Here is a 23,205-nt window from a genome sequence, read left to right as displayed (position 1 = left end):
TACAATTTAACGGTATCCCGCTATGTCAGACATGACACCTAAGCCTAATCTTTCACCCAGCGTTGAGGCGCAAGGTGGCATTGGTTCCGCTCCGGTTCCTGCTACCGAGCACGACGACCATTTGCTGCACGATGACCATCACCATGAGCATCATGACCAGCATTGGCTGTGGAAGTACGTTTTCAGCCAAGACCACAAGGTAATTGCTAAGCAATTCCTGATTACGGGCATGATTTGGGCCATTTTGGGGGGTACGCTCTCCAGCTTGTTCCGTCTGCAGCTGGGCTGGCCCGAAGGCTCGATGGAGTGGCTTACGCCCTTCCTCGGCAAGTGGATTCAGGCCGGCAAGCTGAACCCGGAGTTCTACCTCGCGCTGGTGACCATGCACGGTACCATCATGGTGTTCTTCGTGCTGACGGCTGGTCTGTCGGGTACGTTCTCAAACTTCCTGATTCCGCTGCAAGTGGGCGCCCGCGACATGGCTTCGGGCTTCATGAATATGCTTTCGTACTGGTTCTTCTTCCTTTCGAGCATCGTAATGTTCTCGTCGCTGTTTATTGAGACGGGCCCGGCTGCTGCTGGTTGGACAATCTACCCGCCGTTGTCGGCGCTGCCACAAGCCATTCCGGGCTCGGGTGCAGGCATGACGATGTGGCTCGTGTCGATGGCGCTGTTCATCGTGTCGCAGCTGCTGGGTGGTGTTAACTACGTGACGACGGTTATCAACCTGCGTACCCGTGGCATGAGCATGAGCAAGCTGCCGCTCACCATTTGGGCTTTCTTCCTGACTGCTATCCTGGGTATCCTGTCGTTCCCGGTTCTTTTCTCAGCCGCGTTGCTGCTGATTTTTGACCGCTCGTTTGGCACTTCTTTCTTCCTGTCGGATATCTACATCGCCGGACAGGCACTGAGCAACCAAGGCGGTTCGCCGGTGTTGTTCCAGCACTTGTTCTGGTTCCTGGGCCACCCCGAAGTATACATCGTTATCATGCCCGCCATGGGCATGGTGTCGGAAGTTCTGGCAACCAACGCTCGCAAGCCCATCTTCGGCTACCGCGCCATGATTGGTTCGCTGATTGGCATCTCGCTGCTGTCGTTCGTCGTGTGGGCTCACCACATGTTTGTGACCGGCATGAACCCCTTCCTCGGTTCGGTGTTCATGTTCCTAACGCTGATTATTGCCGTGCCTTCGGGCGTGAAGGTATTCAACTGGCTGGCCACGCTGTGGCGTGGCAACATCCGCTTCACGGCTGCGATGCTGTTTGCCATCGGCTTCGTGTCGCTGTTCATCTCGGGTGGTCTGACGGGTATCATACTCGGCAACGCCACGCTGGATATTCAGATGCACAACACTTACTTCGTGGTGGCTCACTTCCACTTGGTAATGGGTAGCTCGGCATTCTTCGGCCTGTTCGCCGGGGTGTACCACTGGTTCCCCAAGATGTTCGGCCGCATGATGGACGAGAAGCTGGGCTATATCCACTTCTGGTTGACTTTCGTGGGTGTGTACTTGGTGTTCATGCCGATGCACTACGTTGGTATCGCCGGCTTCCCCCGCCGCTACTACGCCTGGACTGGTTTTGATGCCTTCTCGCAATTCGCTGACCTAAACAAGTTCATCTCGATTGCGGCCATCATCGCCTTCCTGGGTCAGTTCATCTTCATCTTCAACTTCTTTTACAGCATCTTCCGCGGCCGTCGGGCCACCCAGAACCCCTGGAACTCGACCACGCTGGAGTGGACCACGCCCATCGAGCCCGGCCACGGCAACTGGCCCGGCGAAATTCCCGCCGTGTATCGCTGGCCTTACGACTACAGCAAGCCTGGTTCGGAAGTGGATTTCATCCCCCAGAACGTGCCGTACTCGCAAACGCATTCGTCGAACCTGCCCTACGAGCAGGACATGGCCGAGTAGTTTGGTTAAGTTAATAAAGTCCCGAAGCGGGCCGCCTCACCGGCGGCCCGTTTTGTTGTCACCCTTTTTAACGATTCCGTTGTAATGAATAATTGGTCGATAAGCCCAGCCGTGCGTCGCTTTCGGTTCGTTGGGTTGCTGACGGTGGTGGCCGTGTATTTGTTGATATTGGTTGGCGGTGTGGTGCGCAGCACCGGCAGCGGCATGGGCTGCCCGGACTGGCCCAAATGCTTCGGCAGTTGGGTACCACCCACCCAAGCCAGCCAGCTACCGCCCAATTACAAAGAAATCTACACCGCGCAGCGTGTGGCCAAGAACCAGAAGTTGGCCCGTACGCTGCAGCGATTGGGGTTTTCTCAGGTAGCAGGAAGCATTTTTGCACACCCTACTCAGTACATTGAAACTGATTTCAACGCTGTTAAGACTTGGATTGAGTATGTAAACCGGCTGCTCGGTGCGCTGATTGGTGTCTTTGTTTTCCTAACGGTCCTGTTTGCGCTGCCCTATTGGAAGCGCGACCGAACCATTTTCTGGCTGGCGCTGGCTTCATTCCTGCTCACAGGGGTGCAGGGCTACCTCGGGTCGCTGGTGGTATCAACCAATCTGCTTCCGGTAATGGTGACCATTCACATGGCTCTGGCATTGGTGATTGTGGCGCTGCTTCTTTACGCCGTGGACCGCGCCCGCATTGGCCGGGCAGGGGAGGGGGCTAGCTACGAATGGACGCCGGCCGCCACGGCCCCGGGGACTTCAGTCGTGCCGGGCGTGGGGCTGCAGGTATGGCTATGGGCCGCGTTGCTGCTTACTTTCTGGCAAATCATACTGGGCACCCAAGTTCGGGAACAAGTGGATGTGGTATCGGCAGCAGCGGGCTACGCAGGACGCGAGAACTGGATAGCTAAGCTGGGCAGCGTCTTCACGCTACACCGCACGGTATCGGCGGCGGTGCTGCTGCTGAATGTGTACGTGGGATTCGAACTGTGGCAGTTCAGGCAGGTGCGCCTGCGGCGGCTGGTGCTGGCCACGCTGGGCATGATAGGCCTGGAAATAGTGGCGGGCTTCGTGCTGGCGTCGTTTGCGCTGCCGGCGGCGGTGCAGCCGGTGCACCTCACATTGGCGACGGTGCTATTTGGCGTGCAGTTTCTGACGCTGCTGGCGGTGGCCCATGCGCGCAAAGCCCCAGAAACTATTGCGCCATCGGATGCCGCCCGGCCGGTTGTTGCGTAACTTTGCGGCCCGTTTGGCAGGCAGCCGTCGTTGGTATGTCTGCCGAGCGCACTAATTAGAAAAGGTATTGATGCTTAAGGCCCGCGCCTATTTTCAGCTGCTCAAGTTCCGGCTTTCGCTCACGGTGGCGTTTTCCAGTGCGATTGGGTACATGCTGGGCGCGCACGATTTTAACTGGGGCCAGGCCCAGCTGGTGATGCTGGGCGGCCTGCTCGTCACGGGCTCGGCCAATATCATCAACCAGATTCACGAGCGGGAACTCGACAAGCTGATGACCCGCACGGCCAAGCGCCCGCTGCCGCTGGGCATCATCACGCCAGCCGAGGCCTGGGTGTTTTGCGTGCTGCTAGGCGTGGCCGGACTGGGACTGCTGGCGTATTGCTTCAATCCGCTGACAGCTGCGCTGTCGCTGCTGTCGCTCATTCTCTACGGCTTTATCTACACGCCGCTCAAGACGATTTCGCCCATTTGCGTAGCCGTGGGGGCAATTCCGGGTGGGTTGCCGCCGCTTATTGGCTGGGTGGCGGCCACGGGCTACATCGGGGTAGAGGCGTGGGTGTTGTTCGGCATCCAGTTTATGTGGCAGTTTCCGCATTTCTGGGCCATTGCCTGGGTGGCCGATGACGACTACAAACGGGCCGGCTTCAAGATGCTGCCCTCCCCAGGCAACCGCGACCTGCGCACGGCCTTCCAAATCATGACCTACACGCTGCTGCTTATCCCATTGAGCTTGCTGCCGCTGGAATTCAACATTTCGGGGCGCATCTCGGCGCTGGTGGCGGTGGTGTGTGGGGTGCTGTTTTTGCTGCTTACGGTGCAGCTCATGCGCACCCAATCGCGCAAGGCCGCCTTGCGCATCATGTTTGCCTCTTTTTTGTACCTACCCATCGTACAAATTGCCTTGGTGCTGGACAAAATCTAGCGTTTTGCTGTTACTAAGGTAGCACCGAGAGCAAGCAGTTATTGCTTTGGAAAGCTGATAACGAATTAATTACTTATCCCATGAATCCTCAACCGGAACTGTTGTCTGAAAAGGAAGTTGGCCTAGGATGGCACCCCAAGCGTGTGGTGCTCATCTTGCTCATTTTCAGCATTGTGATGATGTTTGCGGCTTTCACCAGCGGTTACATTGTGCGCCGCGACGAAGGCAACTGGCGCGAGTTCGACCTGCCCGTGTCGCTGCTCATCAATTCTGTCCTCATTGCGCTGAGCAGTGCCAGCATGCAGTGGGCCTATGCCTCAGCGCGTAAAGACGAAATCGGGCGCCTCAAAACCGGCCTGGGCATCACCCTGGCGTTGGGCCTGGCGTTCTTGGTGGGCCAGTACATGAGCTTCGGCGACCTGGTGGCCGGGAACACCTATTTCGGCGGCGCCGACGCCAATCCGTCGGGTTCGTTCGTATACGTGCTCATGGGCGTGCACGCTTTTCACCTGATTACGGGGCTTGTTTTTGTGGCCGTCGTGCTTCGCCGAGCCCTTAACTATCAAGTGCATTCGCGCGCCATGCTCTCTATTGGCAACGCTACCTTGTACTGGCACTTCCTGGGCGGACTTTGGCTGTACCTGTATTTGTTCTTACTTTTGAACCACTAAAACGACGTTTACGCTGTCCGCTATGGCCCAATCGACCACTTTGCAGTCGCCCACTGCACCCGCTACCCAAGACGCCCCGCGCACCGGCAACTGGGATGGCGGCAACGAACCCTTCAAGGCGAGCTACGGCAAGCTGATGATGTGGTTCTTCCTGCTTTCTGACGCATTCACCTTTGCCGCTTTCCTCACCACTTATGGCATGATTCGCCATAAGCACGAAGTTTTCACCGGCGAAGCCAAAGAGTTTGTGTTCAGCACGCGGTGGTGGCCGATTCCGGACCATGTGTTCAACGCTTTCCCGGGCTTAGGCCACGCCAACGTGCCGCTGGGCTTCGTGGCGTTGATGACGATGATTCTCATTTTCAGCTCCGTAACCATGGTGCTAGCTGTTGAGGCCGGCCACCGCATGGACAAAGCCGATGTGCAGAAGTGGCTGTTGTGGACCATCCTGTTCGGCAGCACCTTTCTGCTGAGCCAGGCCTGGGAGTGGAGCCACTTCATCCATGGCACGCCCGAAGGCACCATGATGGCCGACGGTACGGTGTTCCACGGCGCCAACCTCGCCATGAACCAATACGGCCCGGTTCTCTTTGCCGACCTGTTCTTCTTCATCACGGGCTTCCACGGCACCCACGTGTTTTCGGGCGTCTGCCTGCTCATTTGGTGTTTCATTGCCACCACCAACGGCACGTTTGAAAAGCGCGGCCACTACGAAATGGTGGAGAAAATCGGCCTCTACTGGCACTTTGTGGACCTTGTGTGGGTGTTTGTGTTCACCTTCTTCTACCTCGTTTAATCTAATTGATAATTAATAATTAAGAATCAATAAATGACAGCCTTAGTGCTGTGCATGCAGAAATTCTTAATTACAAATTCTTAATTATTAATTCCCTAAAAAATGGCTTCCCACGCAACTACTGAGCACACGCTCGCTCCCGGCGAAATCGCCAAACCGAACACCGGCTGGATTTGGAAGACTTTCTTCGTGCTGGTGGGCATCACCGCCATCGAGTTCGTCTTCGTGTTCCTGATGCACCCGAGCACCCTCCGCAACAGCATTTTTATTGTGCTCACCATCATGAAGGCCTTCTTCATCGTGGCCGAGTTCATGCACTTGAAGCACGAAACCAAAGGCCTGATTTGGACGATTCTGATTCCGGTAGCATTGCTGGTGTGGCTGCTGGTGGCTCTGATAACCGAGGGCTCGTTCATCGGCGAAGTGTTGCAAAACATGTTCAAATAGCGGATGCGGCCCCGCCAAACCCTTTTGCTGGGGCTGCTGCTATTAGTGCCGGTACTGGCTTTTCTGTTCCTGTTCAGCTTCGGCACCAACCGTTACGCGCTGCCCACTTACCTGCCCGACCGCGTGGATTCCACGCAGGTTGGCGGGAAGTGGCGGCGCGATACTGTTTTCCACCAGATAGCACCCTTTCAACTTCCCGCGTCAACGGGGCGCGTGGTGAGCAGCCAAGAGCTCAGCCAAGGCATTTACATTGCCCAGTTTTATGACTCCGATGCCGCCAGTGTCCGCGTGGCGCGGCAATTGCTCCGCGTACAGGAGAAGTTCCGGCATGAGCCGCGTGTGCGCTTGGTAACTTTCGTCCTCAGTGCCGAAGCCGGCAAAGCGGCCGCCCTGACGCGGTTGGCCGAACAATATGGCACTATTGCGGGCAAGTGGTTTTTTCTGACCGGCCCGGCTGATACGCTCAACCGCCTGACTTTCCGGGAATATCGGCTGACTTCCGACCCGCACCGCCTGCCCGGCGCGGTGTATACTGCCAACATCCCGGCCGGCCGGCTGTTACTGGTTGACAGTCAGCGGCGCGTGCGCGGTATCTACGATGGTACCGACGGCCGCGAAATTGACCGATTACTCACGGAAATCACCGTGCAGCTTTACGATTATGAACACCCCTACTGAGCAATTGCACCCCCCGGTGCTGGAACCCGGCGACTACACGCGCTACAAAATCATTTTGGGCACATTGGGAGCGGTGGTGCCGCTGCTGGTAGCCATTCTGTATTATTTCCCCGACACGTTCCGCATTCCCGGGGCGCAGGTGAAGTTTCTGCCGGCCCTCAACGCGGTGCTCAACTCGCTCACGGCCGTGTGCCTGCTGGCGGGCTACTACTTCATCCGTCAAAACGATGTGCTGAAGCACCGCGCCATGATGGGCACGGCCTTCGCGCTGGGAGCAGTGTTTCTGCTGTCGTACGTGGCCTACCACTCGCAGGTAGCCAGCACGCACTTTGGCGGCGTGGGCACCATTCGACTGGTATATTTCTTTCTGCTGCTCACCCACATCAGCCTGGCCGTGGTGACAGTGGGACTGGTGCTGTTCACCCTCTACTTTGCCCTCACGGGGCAGTACACCAAGCACAAGCGCATTGCGCGCTGGACGTTTCCGGTGTGGCTGTACGTGTCGGTGACGGGCGTGGTCGTTTACTTCATGATTTCGCCGTATTATACCTAAGCCAAGGGGCTGCGGGAAACTTTGCTCTAGCCCCTGTGTTCATCTGATTATGAAAAAGACTTTCTTCCTCGCCGCTTTTGCCCTGTTGCTGGGTGTGTTGTTGAGCCTGGCGCCGTTGGGCGCACAGGCGCAGTGCGTGATGTGCAAGTCGCAGGTGGCGGCGGCCAAGCAGGAGCGCGACGACTACGACGTGGCCGGCCTCAACAAAGGCATTGTGTACATGATGACCGTGCCTTACATCCTGATGGGCGCCGTGGGCTACTTCTGGTACCGGCGCACGCACCCCAAAACGAAGGCAGCCAAGGCCTGATGCCGCAAGCGCAGCGCGCCATTGCCTCGACGCCGCTGGCGCTGCTGAAGTTGCGGTGCCCGCGCTGCCACACTGGCGACTTGTTTGCCGGCCCGGCCCTTAGCACGCACTTCATGGACATGCCGGAAGCCTGCCCGGTGTGCCGCCAGGCATACGAGCCCGAGCCGGGCTTTTACTACGGCGCGATGTACATCAGCTCGGGCTTTTCGACGGCTATCTTGCTGGCTATTGGGTTTTTGCTGTATTACTTGGCCGACGACCCACCGCTGTGGGTGTACATCACCGCGGTAGGGGCAGTGGTGCTGGCCGTAACGCCGCTGCTGTTTCGCTACTCACGGGCGCTGATGCTATATGCATTCGGCGGGACTGGTTTCGACCCGCGTTTTTTGAGGCGTTGAAGCAACGATAAAAAGTCATTGGTAAAATGCCGCCCTTGGGTGGCATTTTTTTATTAGGCGCAGATTTTGCGGGGTGCCACGGCCAAGGTTACGGCCCGGCGTGCGCTGTGCCCTTTCTTTGCCTGAAAACCTAGCATCGGCTTTCTTAAGCCCATTTTTGTTGCAGACTTCTACCCAAACCGGTCCTTCCGTGGTTGCTGTTCAGGCAAAGCGCCGCTTGCCCTGGTTGCTGCTGCTGGCCGCGGCCTGCTGTTTTGTGGGAGGGTATCTGGCCAGCCGCTACGCGCAAGCGCCCAGCGTGGTGCAGCGCACCGACGTGGCCCGGCTGCAACAGTTGGTGCGCGACGCCGAAACCACCGCGCGCCGCGAGGCCGACAGCGTGGCTGCCCAACTGCCCAGGGGTAGTTATAGCTTCCAGCAATTGCTGGCCCAAACCACGTACCCGACCTGCGTGCTCGAGAACGGGAGCCTGCGCTACTGGTCCGACGCCACCCTGCGGCCCGAGGCCGAAGCCGCTAGCCCCGGCGCTGAGCGGCTGATAGAGTTGCCGGTGGGGAAATTTCTGCTGCTGCGGCGCATGGCGGGGCGGTTCACCATCCTCACGTATGTGCCGCTGGAGCGGAAATACCGCATCACCAACCGCTATTTGCGGGAAGGCGGCGAACAAGCCCTGTTTCGGGGCATGGAACTGAAGGTGGTGGCCGACAGTGTCGGCTCCAGCCGGGCACGCTTCGAAGCCGCCGACGGACACTACTTGTTTTCTATTGAGCGACTGCAGCCCAATCCGCTCACCGGGCAGTACGTGCCCCTGGCATTGCTGGCCGTTGGAAGCCTGCTGTACGCTGGCGGGTGGCTGCTGCTGGCCTTGCGATGGTGGCGGGCGCGTCGGCCAGGGGCGGCCGTGGCGGCGTTGCTGCTGCCGCTGGCGGCGCTGCGGGGCGCGCTGCTGTATCTGGGGCTGCCGTATTCTTTTATAGAATTGCCGCTGTTCGACCCGCGCGTGTACGCGGCGGCGGCATGGGCTCCTTCCCTTGGCGATTTGCTGCTGAATGCGCTGCTGGCTTTGCTGGTAGCCGCTGGGGGAGTGGCGCTGTGGCGCCATTGGAACGTGCTGGACCGGGTGCGTGCGCCGCGCACCCGGCCGGGCCAACTAATGGCAGCGGCGGGCCTGGGATTGGCGTTTTGCGGCTGGTTGGCGTTGTTGTTTGAATACTACACCACGGCCTTTGGCAGCTCGCAGCTAAGCCTAGACGTGTCGCGCCACTTGAAGGTGACGGGCTTTTGGCTGCTGCTGGCGCTGGCCGTGCTGCTGCACACGGCCGCCTGGCTGGTGGGCTTTTTTGGGCTGACGCAGCTCACGGGCGCCTTGCTGCGGCACGTGCCGCGGCGGGCGCTGCTGCTGGGGCCGGCGCTGCTGGCGGTGCCGGTGCTGGGGGTAGGGTTGGCCCTGGGGCAGCCCTGGGTACTATTGGGGGCGGTGCTGCTGCTGTTTGCCTCGCTGGTGCGGGCGGTGGGCATGCAGGCCGCGCCCACCACGGGCAGCTACCAGTCGTCGGTGCTCGTGGTGCTGCTGCTGGCGCTGGCGTCGGCCACGGGGGCGTTGGCGCTGTATGCGCAATTTGAAAAACAGGTGCTGGCGGACAAGCAGCGGCTGGCCGGCAACATGCTCATCGATAACGACCTGCAGGGCGAGTTTTTGCTGGGGGAGCGCATGCGCGAAATCGCGGCCGACCCCTTCGTGCGCCGCTCGTTGTCGGCGGCTTTTGGCCGGCCGGAGGCGGTGCGCCAGCGCGTGGCCCGGCAGTACCTGAATGAGTATTTCGACAAATACGAGAGCAACATCACGCTGTACGACGAGGCCGGCGACCCCTTGGGGGCCGCGCCGGGCACGCCGGGGCTGGTAACGTCGCGCGCGGAGCTGGAACGCAACGCCACGCCCACCGACCAGCGCGGCGTGTACCTGGTGAACTCAACCAACCCGTTCAGCTCGCGGCGCTACGTGGCCTACATCACCGTGCCCGGCACGCGGGTCAACGGCATTGGCCTGCCGCTGGGGGCCGTGCGGGTGGAGCTGACGCTTAAAAAGCTGACCTCTTACAGTGTGCTACCGGAGTTGTTGGTGGACCAGAATTTTTTTCAGCCGGGCTTGGCCACCGAGCTCAGCTACGCCGGCTACAACCAGGGGCGCTTGGTGTACAGCGAGGGCGACTTTGACTACGCCAACCGCCTGCCCACCAGCTTGCTGAAGGAGCCGCGCCTGTACGCGCAGGGCGTGAGCCGGCGCGGCTACCACCACCTGGCCGTGAAGGGCTCGCAGGGCCGCACCGTAGTGGTGACGACGGCCACCTATTCGCTGGCCGACTGGCTGGCCAACTTCTCGTTTCAGTTCCTGCTCTCCTCGTTTTTCTGGCTGCTGGTGGGCGGGGTGGGCGTGCTGCTACGCGGGCGAGCGGCGCCGAGGCTGCGCCTTAATTTCAGCACGCGCATCCAGCTGCTGCTCAACGTGGGCATTGTGGTACCGCTGGTGGTGGTGAGCGTGGCCACGGCCAGCCAGCTTATTGACTCGTACAAGCGCGACCTGTCGCGCACCTACGAGCGGCGCGGGCAGCTGGCGCTGGAGAGCCTACGCCGGCAGCGCCATTTGCTGACGGATAGCACCGCGCGGCCGACCCTCACTGCGTTGGCAAAAAACGTGGCGGCGCTCACCGAAACCGACCTCAACCTGTACGATGCCCACGGCGAGCTGCTGGCCAGCAGCCAGCCCATCATTTTCGATGCCGGCTTGCTCGGCCCCTTGCTCAATCCGCAGGCCGTGGTGGCGCTGCGCGAGCGCAACCGGCCGCGGGCCCTGCTCACCGAGCGCGCGGGCTCCTTGTCATTCAACGCCCTGTACTTGCCGGTGCGGGCCGGGGAGGGAGAAGCGGTAGAAACCGATTTGGCGGGCCATGCGCTGCCGAGCAGTGCCCTCCGGAAGGGCCTCGATGCTTCCGGAAACCCCTTGTACGACGATGATGACGGGTCGTCGGCCGACGAGATGGCCATGCCGACCGGTCCGATTTTGGGCTACGTGGGCATCCCGTTTTTTGACTCGGAGAAGGAGTTGAATACCAAGCTGACGGAGCTGTTCACCACTATTCTGAACATCTTCACCCTCATGTTCCTGCTGTTTTTGGGGCTGGCGTTTGTGGCGGCGCGGCAGCTCACGGCGCCGCTCAAGCTCATCACCGAAAAACTCACCCAAACCACGCTCACCGGCGAAAACGAGCTGCTGGACTACCGTAGCTCCGACGATGAAATCGGCCTGCTGGTGCGCGAATACAACGCCATGCTCACCAAGCTGGAGGCCAGCAAGCGCGAGCTGGCGGCCCAGGAAAAGGAAGCGGCCTGGCGCGAGATGGCCCGGCAGGTGGCGCACGAAATCAAGAACCCGCTCACGCCCATGAAGCTGAGCCTGCAGTTCTTGCAGAAAGCCATTGCCGAGCGCCGGGCCAATGCCGAGGAACTCATTGGTCGTATTGCGCAAACGCTCATCACCCAGATTGACGTGCTGAGCGACATCGCCACCTCCTTCAGCACCTTCACCAACCTGCCCACCATGCGGCCCGAGCGGCTGGACGTGGCCGCCATTCTGCGCCGCTGCGCCGCGCTGCACCAGCCCGATTCCAGCGACGGCGCCCTCGACCTGCACCTGCCGCCCGACGCCGAAACCGGCTGCTACGTGGTGTTTGCCGACGAAAGCCTGCTGGTGCGCACCTTCAACAACCTGCTCATCAATGCCCGCCAGGCCGTGCCCGAAGGCCGCGAGCCCCACATCGACGTGTCGCTGACGCCGGTGAATGGCAGCAAGGTGCGCGTGGCCATCCGCGACAACGGGGCCGGCATTCCAGAAGAAGTGCGCGAAAAGGTGTTTGTGCCCAATTTCACCACCAAGGAAACCGGCTCGGGCATCGGCCTAGCCGTGGCCAAGCGCGGCATCGAGAGCGCCGGCGGCAAAATCTGGTTTGAAACCGAAGTGGGGGAGGGGACGGACTTCTTTATCGAACTGCCGCTGGCGGGGTAGCGCTGTCAGGCCCTGAATGCGCTACGGCCCGGCGAAATGATGAGGGTTTCAGAGGGCCAGAACACCGCTTTGCAACTCTCTTTCGGGCACGAAACGCTTGCCCGCCCGCGTTACCCGCCAAACCCGACCTTTACCGAATGATTCGCCGCTTACGCTTGTGCTTCCCCTTCATGGGCCTGCTCGCTGCGGCGCTATTATTACTGATACAAGTTGCTCAGGGCCAAGAAAGAACGCCGAAGTCCGCCGACGCCCCGCCACCCAGCACCCGCCGCTGCCGCTACGTGCGCCTGGCGTCGGGCCGCGACACCACGTTTTTTGCGCTAACCGATACGCTGACGGTAGTGCCCTCTTCGGTGCGGGCCAACGGGCGCGGGCTGGACTACGACGGCCGTACCGACCGGTTCCGCTGGGTGCGGGCGGCGCCGCGCGACAGCAGCGGCGCGCCCTTGCCCGACTCGCTGGAGGTGTGCTACCGGGTGCTGCCGCTGCGCCTCTCGGCGGCGCGCTACCGGCGGCCCATCGGGCTGATGGACAGCCTGGGCTTCCGCCAGCCGATGCTGGGCATGGAAGACTTCTCGGTGAAGGAGCAGATTCTGAGCACGCCGGGCATCAGCAAAACCGGCAACCTGGCCCGCGGCATCAGCTTCGGCAATACGCAGAACGTGTTCGTGAACTCGGCGCTGAACCTGCAGCTCGAAGGCAAGCTGGCCGAGAACATCAACCTCACGGCGGCCATTTCGGACCAGAACGTGCCCTTCCAGCCCGAGGGCAACACCCAGCAGTTGCAGCAGTTCGACAAAATCTACATCACCCTCACCAACCCCAACTGGAGCCTGACGGCCGGCGACGTGGTGCTGCGCAACAAGCCCGACTACTTCCTGCGCTACTACAAAAACATTCAGGGCGCCGCCGCCGAGGCCAATTTCGGGCCGCCCATTCTGGGCCTGTCCGGCTATGGCGCCTCGCAGGGCGTGTCGAACGCCACGTCTCTGAACGGGCAGCCGGGCCAGCTGGCCAACGGCAGCTTGCCGGCCGGGCTCGGCAACACCACGGCCCCGGCCACCCTCAACCCGCCGGCCATCAGCCAGCCGCAGCTCACCGACCCCAACCGGCAGGCCGGCAATGGCGGCGCGCCGCCGCTGCCCCAGGGCGATGCCGCGCCCGTGGCCGGTGCCACCGTGAGCGCCAGCGGCGTGCGCAAGGGCCTGCCGTGGCGCTCTTCCACCGCCATTGCGGGCGGGGTGGCCAAGGGCAAGTTTGCCAGCATCGACCTGCCGCCCATCGACAACGTGCAGGGGCCGTACCGCCTGAGCGGGCCCAACGGCGAGCCTTACATCATTGTGCTGGCCAATTCGGAGAAGGTGTACCTCGACGGCCGCCTGCAAACCCGGGGTTTCGACGCCGACTACACGATTGACTACAACCTGGCCGAAGTCACGTTTACGCCGCGCCACCTCATCACGCGCAATTCGCGGATTAAGATTGACTTCGAGTATTCGGACCTGAACTACTCCCGCTCGCTCGTCACGGCCAGCCACTACCAGCAGCTGGGCCGCCTGAACGTGCACGGCAACTTCTACCAGGAGGCCGATAATCCCAACAACGCCCTGAACATCAACCTGCAGGACACCACGCTGGTGCGCCGGCTGCAGCAGGCCGGCAACGTGGGCGTGGCCCAGGTGGCCGGCGGCGACTCGGTGGCCTACAACCGCCGCATTGTGCAGTACCACCGTGAGATACGCGTGGTGGGCGGCCGGCGCGTGCCCGTGTTCACCTATGTGGGCGTCGACTCGCCCGTGGACTCCGTGCGGGGTTCCTACAACGTGGCGTTTTCGGACGTGGGGCAGGGCAACGGCGACTACGAGCGCAGCGACGAGCCGCGCTTCCGGAGCGCCAACGGCACCGTGTATACCTACGTGCGCCCCGGCGGCGGCCGCTACCTGCCTGTGCGCCGCGTGGCCACGCCGCTGCGCAAGCAAATGGTGACCGGCGGCGCCAGCTTCCAGCTGGACAGCAGCACGACCGTATTCGTAGACGCGGCGCACTCGCGGCTGGAACGCAACCGTTTTTCATCGGCCAGCGACCAGGATGGCGCCTTTCGCGTGGGCTACGTGATGCAGGACCGCCGCCTGCCCGCCGCGCTGGCCGGGAGCGCGCTGCGCGGCTACCGCCTGCGCTCCACCCTGGACTACGAGTACACGGGCAAGTACTTTGCGCCGATTGACCGCTACCGCGACATTGAGTTTGAGCGCAACTGGAGCAACGGCAGCACCCAGCAGAGCACCGGCGTGACGTCGGTGGCCCGCGAGGACAACATCTTCAACTTCAGCGTGGGCGCGGGGAAGGATTTCAACAACAACGTCAATTACCGCCTTAGCCGGCGCTTTCGGCCGGGCGAGGTGAGCGGCCTGCAGCACTGGCTCGATGCGGCCCAGAAAGTGGGCAACCTGGAAATGCGCGGCTCGCTGTTTTTGCTGAACTCCGACGCCGGGCGCTTCCATTCCGACTGGGCGCGGGGCGAGGCCACGGGCCGTTTCGTGGGCGGCCGGGTGGTGCCGGGCTACGCGTATCGGTTCGATAAAAACCGCGTCAGCTCGGCTACCACCGACACCATTCGCTCGGCCAACTACTTCGACGAGCACAACGTGTTTGTACAAAGCCGCGACTCGGCTCGCACGCAGTTTCGGCTCGACTATAGCTACCGGCGCGACCAAATCCCCAACCGCGAGCAGAACGCCTTGCAGCGCCGCGGCACGGCCCAAACCTGGCAGGGCACCTTGGCCGCGCGCCTGAGCAAAAGCCAGGATGTGCGCCTGCTGGCCACCTACCGCGACCTTGACTCATTGGGCCTGGCGCGCAACCGCACGGTGCTGGGCCAAGTGTTCTACAACGCCAGCCTGCTGCAAAACCAGGTCCGGTCGGAGCTGAACTACAGCGTGGCCACCGGCCGGGAGCTCAAGCGCGACTATTCCTTTCTGGCCGTGCCGGCCGGGCAGGGCACGCACTACTACGCCGGCGACCTCAACGGCAACCTGCGCGAAGACAAGGAGGAATTTTTTGAAGCGCAAACGCCCGATGCGCAGTACCGCACCTACATCAAGGTCTACATCCCCACGGTCGACTACATCACGGCGTTCACCAACCGCCTCAGCTACCGCCTCACCACCTCGGCCCCCCGGGGCTGGCGCGAAGCTGGCGGCTGGAAGGCCGTGGCGTCGCGTTTCGCCACGCTCACCAGCGTCACCGTCGACCGCCGCACCACCGACCCGCGGCTGCTCTCGCGCCTCAGCCCCTTCAGCTACGACAAGGAGGACGACCAGCTGCTGGCCTTCAACCAGCTGTTTCGGAATACGCTGTACTTCAATCGGTCGAGCCCGGTGTTTGGGGCCGAGCTCACCTTTCAGCAAACCCAGCAGAAGACCCTGCTGGCCCAGGGCCGCGACCTGCGCAACCTCAGCACTCAAAGCCTGCTGCTGCGCCGCACGCTAGCTGCCTCGTTCACGGGTCGCCTCATCGGCTCGCGCGACATCCGCGAGGCCAGCAGCAACTACCTGCTCACCCGTAACTACCGCCTGCTGATTTACAGCGTGCAGCCCGAAATCAGCTACCAGCCCTCGCCCAGCCTGCGCTTCACGGGCACCTACCTGCGCACCCACAAGCAAAACACCCTCACCGACGACCTGCCCACGCTGCCCGTGCCCACCCCCGCCGAAACCCACCCCGGCATCTTCGACGAGCTGGGCCTCGAAACCCGCATCAGCCAGGTCAACAAGCGCACCATCACGGCCTCGACGCGTTACACCAGCGTCAGATTTGACGTGCCCCCGGAGCTGCAGAACTCGGTGGTGGCCATCGAAATTCTCAACGCCCTACGCCCCGGCAGCAACTTCACCTGGAGCCTGAACGTGGAGCAGCGCCTCAGCAACGGCCTCAACATCACGCTGGCCTACGACGGCCGCAAAGCCAGCACCCTCAACACCGTGCACACCGGCCGGATGCAAGTGTCCGTGCTGTTTTAGCGGCGCACCAGCGTGAACAGCAACCGCCCTCGAACCAGGGTGGGCACCTCGGCTTCTGCCCAGCGCGCGGCGTACAGCCGCAGGGTGTCGCCGCTGTGGCGGTAGCTCATTTCGCGGCGGTGCTTCGTGTCCGAATCCAGCACAAGGTGGTCGAGGTCAACGCCCATAAAGTCGGTGTTGACGTCGTAGGTTCGGAAGCCTTTTAGCCCCTTCAGGCTCCCATCGGCCCCGAACTCCAGGCGCGCAGAACGGCCCAGGGAATCGGTGCCAACGTAACGGCCCGTGAAGAGCAACTGCCGCACCGCCCGGTTTAGGGCCGCCAAATCCGTCAGGCTGGCGCCGGATACGCGTCGGTAGGTTGTCCGGGCAAGGACCTTGCGGCTCGGTGCGTAAGTAGTCAGCGCCAAGGCGGTGTCAGCGGCCCCTGCCTGGTAGCTCAGCTCCGCAAAACTGCCCGGCACCTCGTAGTCAACGAAGTTGGTTGTCAGGGCCTTGGCGTGCCGGCCGGGCCGGAAATACACCGTCATGTCGCTGCCCTCGTGGTTGCCCAGGCCGAGGCTTGCCACCAGGCTGTCGCCGGTGAGGCGGGCCGGGCTGATGAGAATTTCAGACACGGGCCCCGCCAGGTCGAAGGCTTTCCGCGGCGACTTGGTTTGCTGCACCGCTTGCAAATAATCGGCCTTCACCCACGCCCCGCCAATCAACGGCAGCACCTGCTGGGCCAGACTGGTGGCCGACACCGCTTTTTCGGAGGCGTTGGACGTCGCGTGTTCGTCCGTTTTGGTAGATTGGCAGCCCACCCACCCGGAGGCGGCCACGAGCAGGCTCGTCCCAAAAATAAAACGGCGGGTTCGCATGGGAAAACGGTTAAGCGCTGACACCAATTCGGGCCGTCATCTTCGCCGCCCGCGCCGCCAGCCCGGCCGTGAGCTCGCGCTGCTTGTAGCACAGCGGCAGCGCCACGCCCGACTGAAACGCCCGCACCGTGATTTCGGCGCAGGCCCGCGCGTCGCTCAGCGCGTCGTGGTGGTTGAGCGGGATGCCGAAATGCCCCGCCACGTGGTCGAGCTTGTGGCGCTCCAGAAAGGGCCAGCACACCTTGGCTAGCTTCACCGAGCACAGGCTGTGGAAGGAGGGAATGCCCAGGTCGAAGTCGCGCAGCGTGTACTCCAGCACGCTCACGTCGAAGGCCGAGTTGTGGGCCACCACGGGCTGCTCGTGCAGGTAGGGCAGCAGGTCGGCCCACACATCGGCCATGGTGGGGGCGTCGTGCAGGCGTTCTTCGGCAATGCCGTGCACCTGGTAGTTGCGCCAATCCACGCGCAGCACGCGCGGCCGCAGCAGCGTTTGGTAGGTCTCCGTGATGTGGCCGCCGCGCACCCGCACCACGCCCACGGCGCAGGCGCTGGCCCGGTGCTCGTTGGCGGTTTCGAAGTCGATGGCCGTGAAATCGAGGTTGGCCAGGGCGTGGGTAATGGCAGCTTTCATGCTGAAAGATACTGGGGCGACGAGGAATGAGAAGCCGCCGCTCGGCTAATGCTGGGCCACGATATCTGGCGCCTGCGGGTCGCAGCACACGTTCGGGACGTGGAAGTAGCGCTCCGTCACGTCGTTGATGTTGCCGTCGCAGCCGGGAGTCAGGTCGATGTCAAATTCAAGATTGCGCGGTGGGGTGAACTGCCGCAGCGGCATCAGGAGGCGGGCCGTGGGCAGGCGGAGCGGCGGCAAGGTCACGGTGTGCTGCCCGCGGCCGGCTCCTGCGCGCAGCAAGGCATAACGGGCCCGCATCTGGGCATCGAAAGGCGCGGCGGCGGTGACCAGCTCGCGCCAGGCCACGGGCACGTTGCCCACCACGAACAGCCCTGCCAACGCCACCAGCGCGGGCGCAAAGCGGCGAAAGCGCGGCGCAAGCTGCGCCACGGCCGGGAGCTGCGCGACCAGCCACGCCAGCGCCAGCACCGTCACCAGCATCAGCAGCAGGATTTCGTTGCGCGCGCGGTGCAGCGGCGGCCCCACCAGCACGTACCGAAACAGCAGAAAGCCAACCGTGTGAAGCGCTCCAAAGGCCAGCAGCAGTGCCCACCAGTGGCGTCGGGGCCAGCCGGCCACCAGCCGGGTCGTGGCGCTAGTGGCTGAGCCAAATCCCAGCCACAACCCGGCGGCGGCGGCCGCCACCAGGCTCAGCGCATTGAGCGGCTGAATCAGGAACAATGCCATGGAATAGGCCGTGCGGGGCCCCAGCACCAGCCAGCGGTAGGCGTGCAGCGGGTCGGTGGGCGGGGCGGTGGCGGCCACGCGCAGCCAATTGCCAGGCGCCAGCACGGCGGCGGCGGCCGTGGCGCCGGCCACGGCCAGCCACAGCCACCACTTGGGGCGCGCGGCCCGGGGCAGGGCGTAGCCCAGCAGCGCCAGCACGGGCACCGCCTGCAGCATGGTCAACTCGTTGCCCGCCACGGCCAGCACCAGCGGTGCACAGGCCCAGCCGGCGCATCGCCACTGCGAAGCCGCCGGCCCCCAGCCCGCCCGCAAGGCCAGCGCCGCAAAGGTGAGCAAGCTCAGCAGCGTGAGTTGATACACGACCACCCCGCAAAACCAGTACAGAAACGAAAACGGCGCAGCCGTCGCGTTGCAAAACAACGCCAGCAGCAAAGCCGTGGCCCAATGCGCCGTGCTCCAGGCAAAATCCGCCCGCAACACGGTCTGGAAAATCGTTCGCAGCAGAAACGCAATGCTGGCCCACTGCAGCCCAAACACAAGGAACACCGCCGGCCGCACGCCTTCCAGCCACCCGTAGGTGACGGGGTTGAGCACGGTCATGAAAAACGTGGACGTGAACCGGCCCGACCACGTCAGGTAAAACCATTGCTGCATGCCCCACAGGCCGTGCTCGTGCGTCCAGTAAGCCGTGCGGTAATCATCGAAAAAAGGATGATTGAAGGCCATAAGCGCCACGAACGGTGCCAGCGCCAGCACCAGGCCCAGTCGCAGCAGGAGGCGTGAAATGGGGGAAGAGGGATTCAAAACAGTGAATGCGGTGCGGCTGAGGGCAGAAGTAAGCCGGGCTAAAAAAAGAATAGAATAGCAGTAGGAGGTAGAGACGCAATATGTTGTGTCTCTACAGCCCGGCCAGCTTGCGGGCGGCGCGCACGATGGCCAGCTCGGCCTGGCCGGCGGGCGCCTGGGCCACGTCGAGCACCTTTTTGGCCGAAGCCTGCCACGCAGCCGAAGCCGCCTGCCCGGTTTGCAGCTGCGTGAGGCGCTCCAGCAGCAGCTTGGCCACGGCGGCCAAGTTGGTGGAAAGCGGGGCGTACTCGCGCAGCGTGGGGTTGAGCAGTAATTGTGGCTGTAGCAGCACGTCGTTGGCCTGCCAGCGGAGGAGCTGCGTGCGCAGAGTGGCCACTTGCCGCGCCGTGGCCGATGAGCGGCCCGCGGCCGAGCCGGTGGCGGCCACCACGCTGTCGACCAATACGCCGAAGCGCCGGGCCGTTTCCGACTCGGCCGGGGCGGCATCCACCAGCCGGTTGAGCAACGTGGCGGTGGTGTAGGTGTAGCCCTGGAAATGGCGCTTGTATTCTTTCACGGGCTCCAGCACTTCGGCCAGCGTGCGCAGCGGGGCCACGTTGGCGCTGCCGGCCAGCTGCTTCAGCAGCCGGTCGGGCACGATGCGGTGGCGCAGGCCCAGCGTTTCCAGCTCGGCCGATACGGCGGGCAGGCGGCGGTACATCTCGGCCACGCCTTGGGTAGCGGCCTGCGGCGACCACAGCCGCTCAGCCACCGCCGCGGCCCGCGGCCAGATGCGCGAGTCCAGCACCGTGGAATCGGCAAACTCGGCCCACATGGCGGCCTCGCCGCCCAGCACCAGCTTCTGCTCGGCGGGCGTGAGGGGCGTGTCGGGCGGCAAAGGGTCAGTGGTGTAGGAGCTGGCGGCGCTAAGATTCAAGTCCAGATAATAACCGCTGGAGAGTAGCACGGGGTGGCCCAGCTTGGCCGCGTCGTTTAGCCCTTTTTTGCCGCGCCAGCTTTGAATGACGGTTTCCTTGGGCAGGTCCGGCCCCAGAATCTCGTCCCAGCCTATCATCGTTTTGCCGCGCTTTTGCAGCAGGGCCAGCACCCGGCGGTTGAAATAGGTTTGGAGCTGGTGCTTGTCCACGGTTTTGCCGTCGGCTTTCACCATGTTATTGGCCTGCATGTAGGCCACAATGCGGGGCGTGCGGCGCCAGTTGCGCCCGTCGTTCTCGTCGCCGCCGGCGTGAAAATACGGGTCCGGAAACAGCGCCGTCATCTCCGTAAACAGCGAGTCCAGGAACGTGTAGGTGCTTTCGCGCGTGGGGTCGATGGCCACGTTGGTGGTGCGCCACGAGGTGTAGGGTGCGTAGGTCGAGTCGTTGGATTTCAGGCGTGGGTAGGCCACAATCCAGCTGGTGGTGTGGCTGGGCATGTCGAACTCCGGCACCACCCGAATGCCGCGCGCCGCCGCATAGGCCAGCACTTCCTGCACCTCGGCTTGGGTGTAGTAGAGGCCGTCGGTGCTGCCCACCGTGTGCAGGCGCGGAAATACTTTGCTCTCGATGCGAAAGCCCTGGTCGTCGGTCAGGTGCCAGTGCAGCACGTTCAGCTTCACGGCCGCCATGCCGTCGAGGTTGCGCTTGATGACGGCCACGGGCATGAAGTGCCGGGCCGCGTCAATCAGCAGCCCGCGCCAGGCAAAGCGCGGCTGGTCCTGAATGTCGACTTCGGGCAGGTAGCGCTGCTTTTTCTCCAGCACGGGCAGCTGCTCCAGCGTGGCCAGCGCCCGCAGCACGCCCAGGCTGGTAGGGGCGTCGATGCTCACGCCCATGGGCGTCACGCGCAGGCTGTAGCGTTCCTCGTCGAACTTCTCGGGCTGGCCCACACGGCCGTAGCGGATTTGCAGCACCGGGCCCGTGGCGGGCTCGGCCGGCCCCTGCAGGCGGGTGAGCAAGCGGCGCACGGCCGGTCGCACGGCCGGGTCGGGCGAGGCGTCCAGCTGCAGCTTCAGCGGCTTGCTGAGGCTGAGGCGGCCTTTGCCCCAGTGCACGTCGGCAGGCAGGGGCATCAGCGCCGCCGGAGCTTGCGCCATTCCCAACTGCGCCGCCAGCATAAACGCCGCCAGCAGCCAAGCTCCCTTTTTTGTCAATATATCGGCCTTCCGCATCATGTTTCGTTAGCAAGTGTCTTCGGCGCAGCCTACAAATACGCGTCCACAACTGAAGGACCGCGAAGCCAAACCCGCTTTAACTTGAGCCAACCCAGGGGCTATATCAGTCCCCTGGCCTTGAACTCCAGGTACTTGTTGATGGTGTTTACCGTCAAATCCTTCGGCGCGGTCAGCAAGGAATAAATGCCGTAGCGCTGCAATTCGAGCACAATTTGCCGCTTTTCCTGGGCAAATTTCTCGGCGATGGTTTGGTTGTAGACGTCCTCCGTCGTCGTGGCCGGCGCGTCGAGGTAGGCGCGCAGCTCCGTGTTCTCGAAGAACACCACCAGCAGCAGGTGGTCTTTCGAGAGGCGCCGCAGGTAGGGCAGCTGGCGCTGCATGCCGTGCAGCGTTTCGAAGTTGGTGAACAGAATGAGCAGGCTGCGCTGCTTCACGTGGGCGCGCACCGTGGCGTAGAGCAACTCGAAATCGGTTTCCAGGTACTTGGTTTTCTGGCGGTACAGAATTTCGAGCAGCTTCAGCAGGTGGCCGGGGCGGCGGTCGGCCGCCAGCGTGGCGCCGGGCCGGTTCGAGAACGTGACGAGGCCGGCTTTGTCGTGCTTGAGCAGGGCAATGTTGCTCACCACCAGCGTGGCGTTGATGGCGTAGTCGAGCAGGCTCAGGCCGTCAAACGGCATGCGCATCACGCGGCCTTTGTCGATGAGGCAATACACCTGCTGGGCGCGTTCGTCCTGGAAGTGGTTCACCACCAGCGCGTCGTCGGCGCCGGTGCCGGCGCGGCGGGCCGTGGCCTGCCAGTTGATGCTGCGCGGGTCGTCGCCGGGCACGTAGGGCCGGATTTGCTCAAACTCCATGCTGTGGCCCACCCGCCGCACGCGCTTCACGCCCACTTCGGTGAGGCGGTTGTGGATGGCCAGCAGCTCGTACTGCCGCATCTGCAGAAACGACGGATACACCGGCACCGTGCGGCCCTGCTCGTAGCGGAAGCGCCGCCGCACCAGCCCCAGCGGCGAGGCCGCGTAAATGTTCAGCGCCCCGAACCCGTACTCGCCGCGCTTCACGGGCCGCAGCTGGTAGTTGATAATTTGGGTTTCGCCCGGCTGCACCGCCACCCGAAACAGCACGTCGCGCCGCTGAAACTGGTGCGGAATCTCGTCAATCGTTTCGGTCTGAATGGGGAAGCGGTAGCGGTTTTCGAGGTAAATCTGCACGTCGTTTTCCGAGCCGTTGGCCAGCTTGTCGCCCATCACGCGCCGCCCAAACACGGGCACGACTTTGTTCTTCGCCGGCGCAAACAGCAGCAGCGCATCGAGCAGCACCAGCACCCCGAACACGCCCAGCGCAATCTGCATCGGCCCCAGCAGCCAGGGCAGGAAAAAGGCCACCACAAAGCCCACCGCCAGCGCGGCGACTACCAGAAAAAAGCGCGGCGTCAAAAAGATGTTCATGGTTTTCGCAGTTCGTCCCGGACGTCCATCAAGGCAAATCCCAGTAGGTTGGGGCCCTGCCAGCGGGCGGGGTCTTCGGCATCCGGCGCATCGGCCGCCAGGCCAATGCCCCAAATGGTGTCAACCGGGCTGGCTTCTACCAGAATCCGGTCGTTGGTGGCAAGCAGGAATTGCTTCAAATCGGGGTGCTGACTGAATTTGTGGAGGTTGCCGGTTTTGACGATTTCGACCTTATGCGCCTCCCAGGCAGCCGGCTCGAAATGGCGAATTTCCCGCCCCAACTTCTTGGCCTCGGCCGGGCTGGGGGCCGCCAGAATGCGCGCCAGTGCTTCTTCATCAGCAAATAGGCGGGCTTTCTCGGCCATCATCCAGTGTTCGGTGGAGCGGTAGGTGATGCCGGCCACCACAAAATCGACCAGCCACCACTGGCTGAAGCACGACTTGGTGATGCTGCCGTCGCGGCTGGGCTGGTTGCCCCAGAAAAACAGGTACTTCACGCGGCGTCCCTGCGCAAGCTGGTCGAGCAGCCAAAGGGTGGAGTAGGGCATGAATGGAGGGCTGTAGAGACGCATAATTGCGTCTCGG

General features: G+C 62.7%; 18 protein-coding genes. 12 read left to right on the top strand and 6 right to left on the bottom strand.

Annotated features, from left to right (window positions below; translation table 11 throughout):
* Positions 1 to 31: 31 nt before the first annotated feature.
* The 12 genes from IC234_RS18405 (at position 32) to IC234_RS18350 (ending at position 15,996) form a co-directional block, all read left to right on the top strand.
* Complete coding sequence (locus tag IC234_RS18405) at positions 32 to 1,915, top strand: cytochrome c oxidase subunit I (protein ID WP_190927514.1); 1,884 nt, start codon at positions 32 to 34, stop codon at positions 1,913 to 1,915.
* A 144-nt stretch (positions 1,916 to 2,059) separates the two neighbouring features.
* Positions 2,060 to 3,142 (top strand): COX15/CtaA family protein, encoded by a 1,083-nt coding sequence (locus IC234_RS18400; protein WP_317173415.1) that lies wholly within the window; start codon positions 2,060 to 2,062, stop codon positions 3,140 to 3,142.
* 70 nt (positions 3,143 to 3,212) lie between these two features.
* A complete protein-coding gene (cyoE, locus tag IC234_RS18395; protein WP_190927509.1) occupies positions 3,213 to 4,064 on the top strand; it encodes a heme o synthase in 852 nt (283 codons plus the stop codon).
* A gap of 80 nt (positions 4,065 to 4,144) precedes the next feature.
* Positions 4,145 to 4,735 carry a cytochrome c oxidase subunit 3 gene (locus IC234_RS18390; RefSeq protein ID WP_190927507.1) on the top strand — a complete coding sequence of 197 codons (591 nt, stop codon included), beginning with the start codon at positions 4,145 to 4,147 and terminating at the stop codon, positions 4,733 to 4,735.
* Positions 4,736 to 4,757: 22 nt separating this feature from the next.
* On the top strand, positions 4,758 to 5,531 hold the full coding sequence (locus IC234_RS18385; RefSeq protein WP_190927505.1) for a cytochrome c oxidase subunit 3: 774 nt from the start codon (positions 4,758 to 4,760) through the stop codon (positions 5,529 to 5,531).
* 102 nt (positions 5,532 to 5,633) lie between these two features.
* A complete protein-coding gene (locus IC234_RS18380; protein ID WP_190927503.1) occupies positions 5,634 to 5,978 on the top strand; it encodes a cytochrome C oxidase subunit IV family protein in 345 nt (114 codons plus the stop codon).
* Positions 5,979 to 5,981: 3 nt separating this feature from the next.
* Positions 5,982 to 6,656 (top strand): thioredoxin domain-containing protein, encoded by a 675-nt coding sequence (locus IC234_RS18375; protein WP_190927501.1) that lies wholly within the window; start codon positions 5,982 to 5,984, stop codon positions 6,654 to 6,656.
* Positions 6,640 to 7,209 carry a DUF420 domain-containing protein gene (locus tag IC234_RS18370; protein WP_190927499.1) on the top strand — a complete coding sequence of 190 codons (570 nt, stop codon included), beginning with the start codon at positions 6,640 to 6,642 and terminating at the stop codon, positions 7,207 to 7,209. Before IC234_RS18375 ends, IC234_RS18370 begins: the two co-directional genes overlap by 17 nt.
* Before the next feature lie 49 nt (positions 7,210 to 7,258).
* Positions 7,259 to 7,519 carry a hypothetical protein gene (locus IC234_RS18365; RefSeq protein WP_190927497.1) on the top strand — a complete coding sequence of 87 codons (261 nt, stop codon included), beginning with the start codon at positions 7,259 to 7,261 and terminating at the stop codon, positions 7,517 to 7,519.
* On the top strand, positions 7,519 to 7,917 hold the full coding sequence (locus IC234_RS18360; protein ID WP_223827772.1) for a DUF983 domain-containing protein: 399 nt from the start codon (positions 7,519 to 7,521) through the stop codon (positions 7,915 to 7,917). The genes IC234_RS18365 and IC234_RS18360 overlap by 1 nt, the downstream gene beginning before the upstream one ends.
* A 190-nt stretch (positions 7,918 to 8,107) precedes the next feature.
* Positions 8,108 to 11,977, top strand: a complete 3,870-nt coding sequence (locus IC234_RS21925; protein WP_317173410.1) for a sensor histidine kinase — start codon at positions 8,108 to 8,110, stop codon at positions 11,975 to 11,977.
* A 137-nt stretch (positions 11,978 to 12,114) separates the two neighbouring features.
* The gene (locus tag IC234_RS18350) at positions 12,115 to 15,996 is read left to right on the top strand and encodes a hypothetical protein (RefSeq protein ID WP_190927495.1); all 3,882 of its coding nucleotides are present in this window, start codon (positions 12,115 to 12,117) and stop codon (positions 15,994 to 15,996) included.
* Here IC234_RS18350 and IC234_RS18345 read toward each other — a convergent pair.
* The 6 genes from IC234_RS18345 to IC234_RS18320 all read right to left on the bottom strand — a co-directional run bounded on the left by IC234_RS18345 (position 15,993) and on the right by IC234_RS18320 (position 23,168).
* Entirely contained in the window at positions 15,993 to 16,853 is an 861-nt protein-coding gene (locus tag IC234_RS18345) for a hypothetical protein (RefSeq protein WP_190927493.1), read from the bottom strand. The two genes, IC234_RS18350 and IC234_RS18345, sit on opposite strands and share 4 nt — an antisense overlap.
* 10 nt (positions 16,854 to 16,863) lie before the next feature.
* Positions 16,864 to 17,484 (bottom strand): 3'-5' exonuclease, encoded by a 621-nt coding sequence (locus IC234_RS18340; RefSeq protein ID WP_190927491.1) that lies wholly within the window; start codon positions 17,482 to 17,484, stop codon positions 16,864 to 16,866.
* Positions 17,485 to 17,529: 45 nt separating this feature from the next.
* Positions 17,530 to 19,017, bottom strand: coding sequence for a hypothetical protein (locus IC234_RS18335; RefSeq protein WP_190927489.1), 1,488 nt, complete (start codon positions 19,015 to 19,017; stop codon positions 17,530 to 17,532).
* A gap of 94 nt (positions 19,018 to 19,111) precedes the next feature.
* On the bottom strand, positions 19,112 to 21,094 hold the full coding sequence (locus tag IC234_RS18330) for a beta-N-acetylhexosaminidase (protein ID WP_190927487.1): 1,983 nt from the start codon (positions 21,092 to 21,094) through the stop codon (positions 19,112 to 19,114).
* A gap of 176 nt (positions 21,095 to 21,270) precedes the next feature.
* On the bottom strand, positions 21,271 to 22,620 hold the full coding sequence (locus IC234_RS18325; protein ID WP_190927485.1) for a DUF58 domain-containing protein: 1,350 nt from the start codon (positions 22,618 to 22,620) through the stop codon (positions 21,271 to 21,273).
* Complete coding sequence (locus tag IC234_RS18320; RefSeq protein ID WP_190927482.1) at positions 22,617 to 23,168, bottom strand: NADAR family protein; 552 nt, start codon at positions 23,166 to 23,168, stop codon at positions 22,617 to 22,619. Before IC234_RS18320 ends, IC234_RS18325 begins: the two co-directional genes overlap by 4 nt.
* Between the last annotated feature and the right edge of the window lie 37 nt (positions 23,169 to 23,205).

It is taken from the genome of Hymenobacter armeniacus (genome assembly GCF_014699055.1).
In the GTDB taxonomy this organism is placed as follows: Bacteria; Bacteroidota; Bacteroidia; order Cytophagales; family Hymenobacteraceae; genus Hymenobacter; species Hymenobacter armeniacus.
The sequence above is the reverse complement of the archived record's forward strand: the minus strand, read 5'-3'. Positions and strand labels throughout refer to the sequence as shown.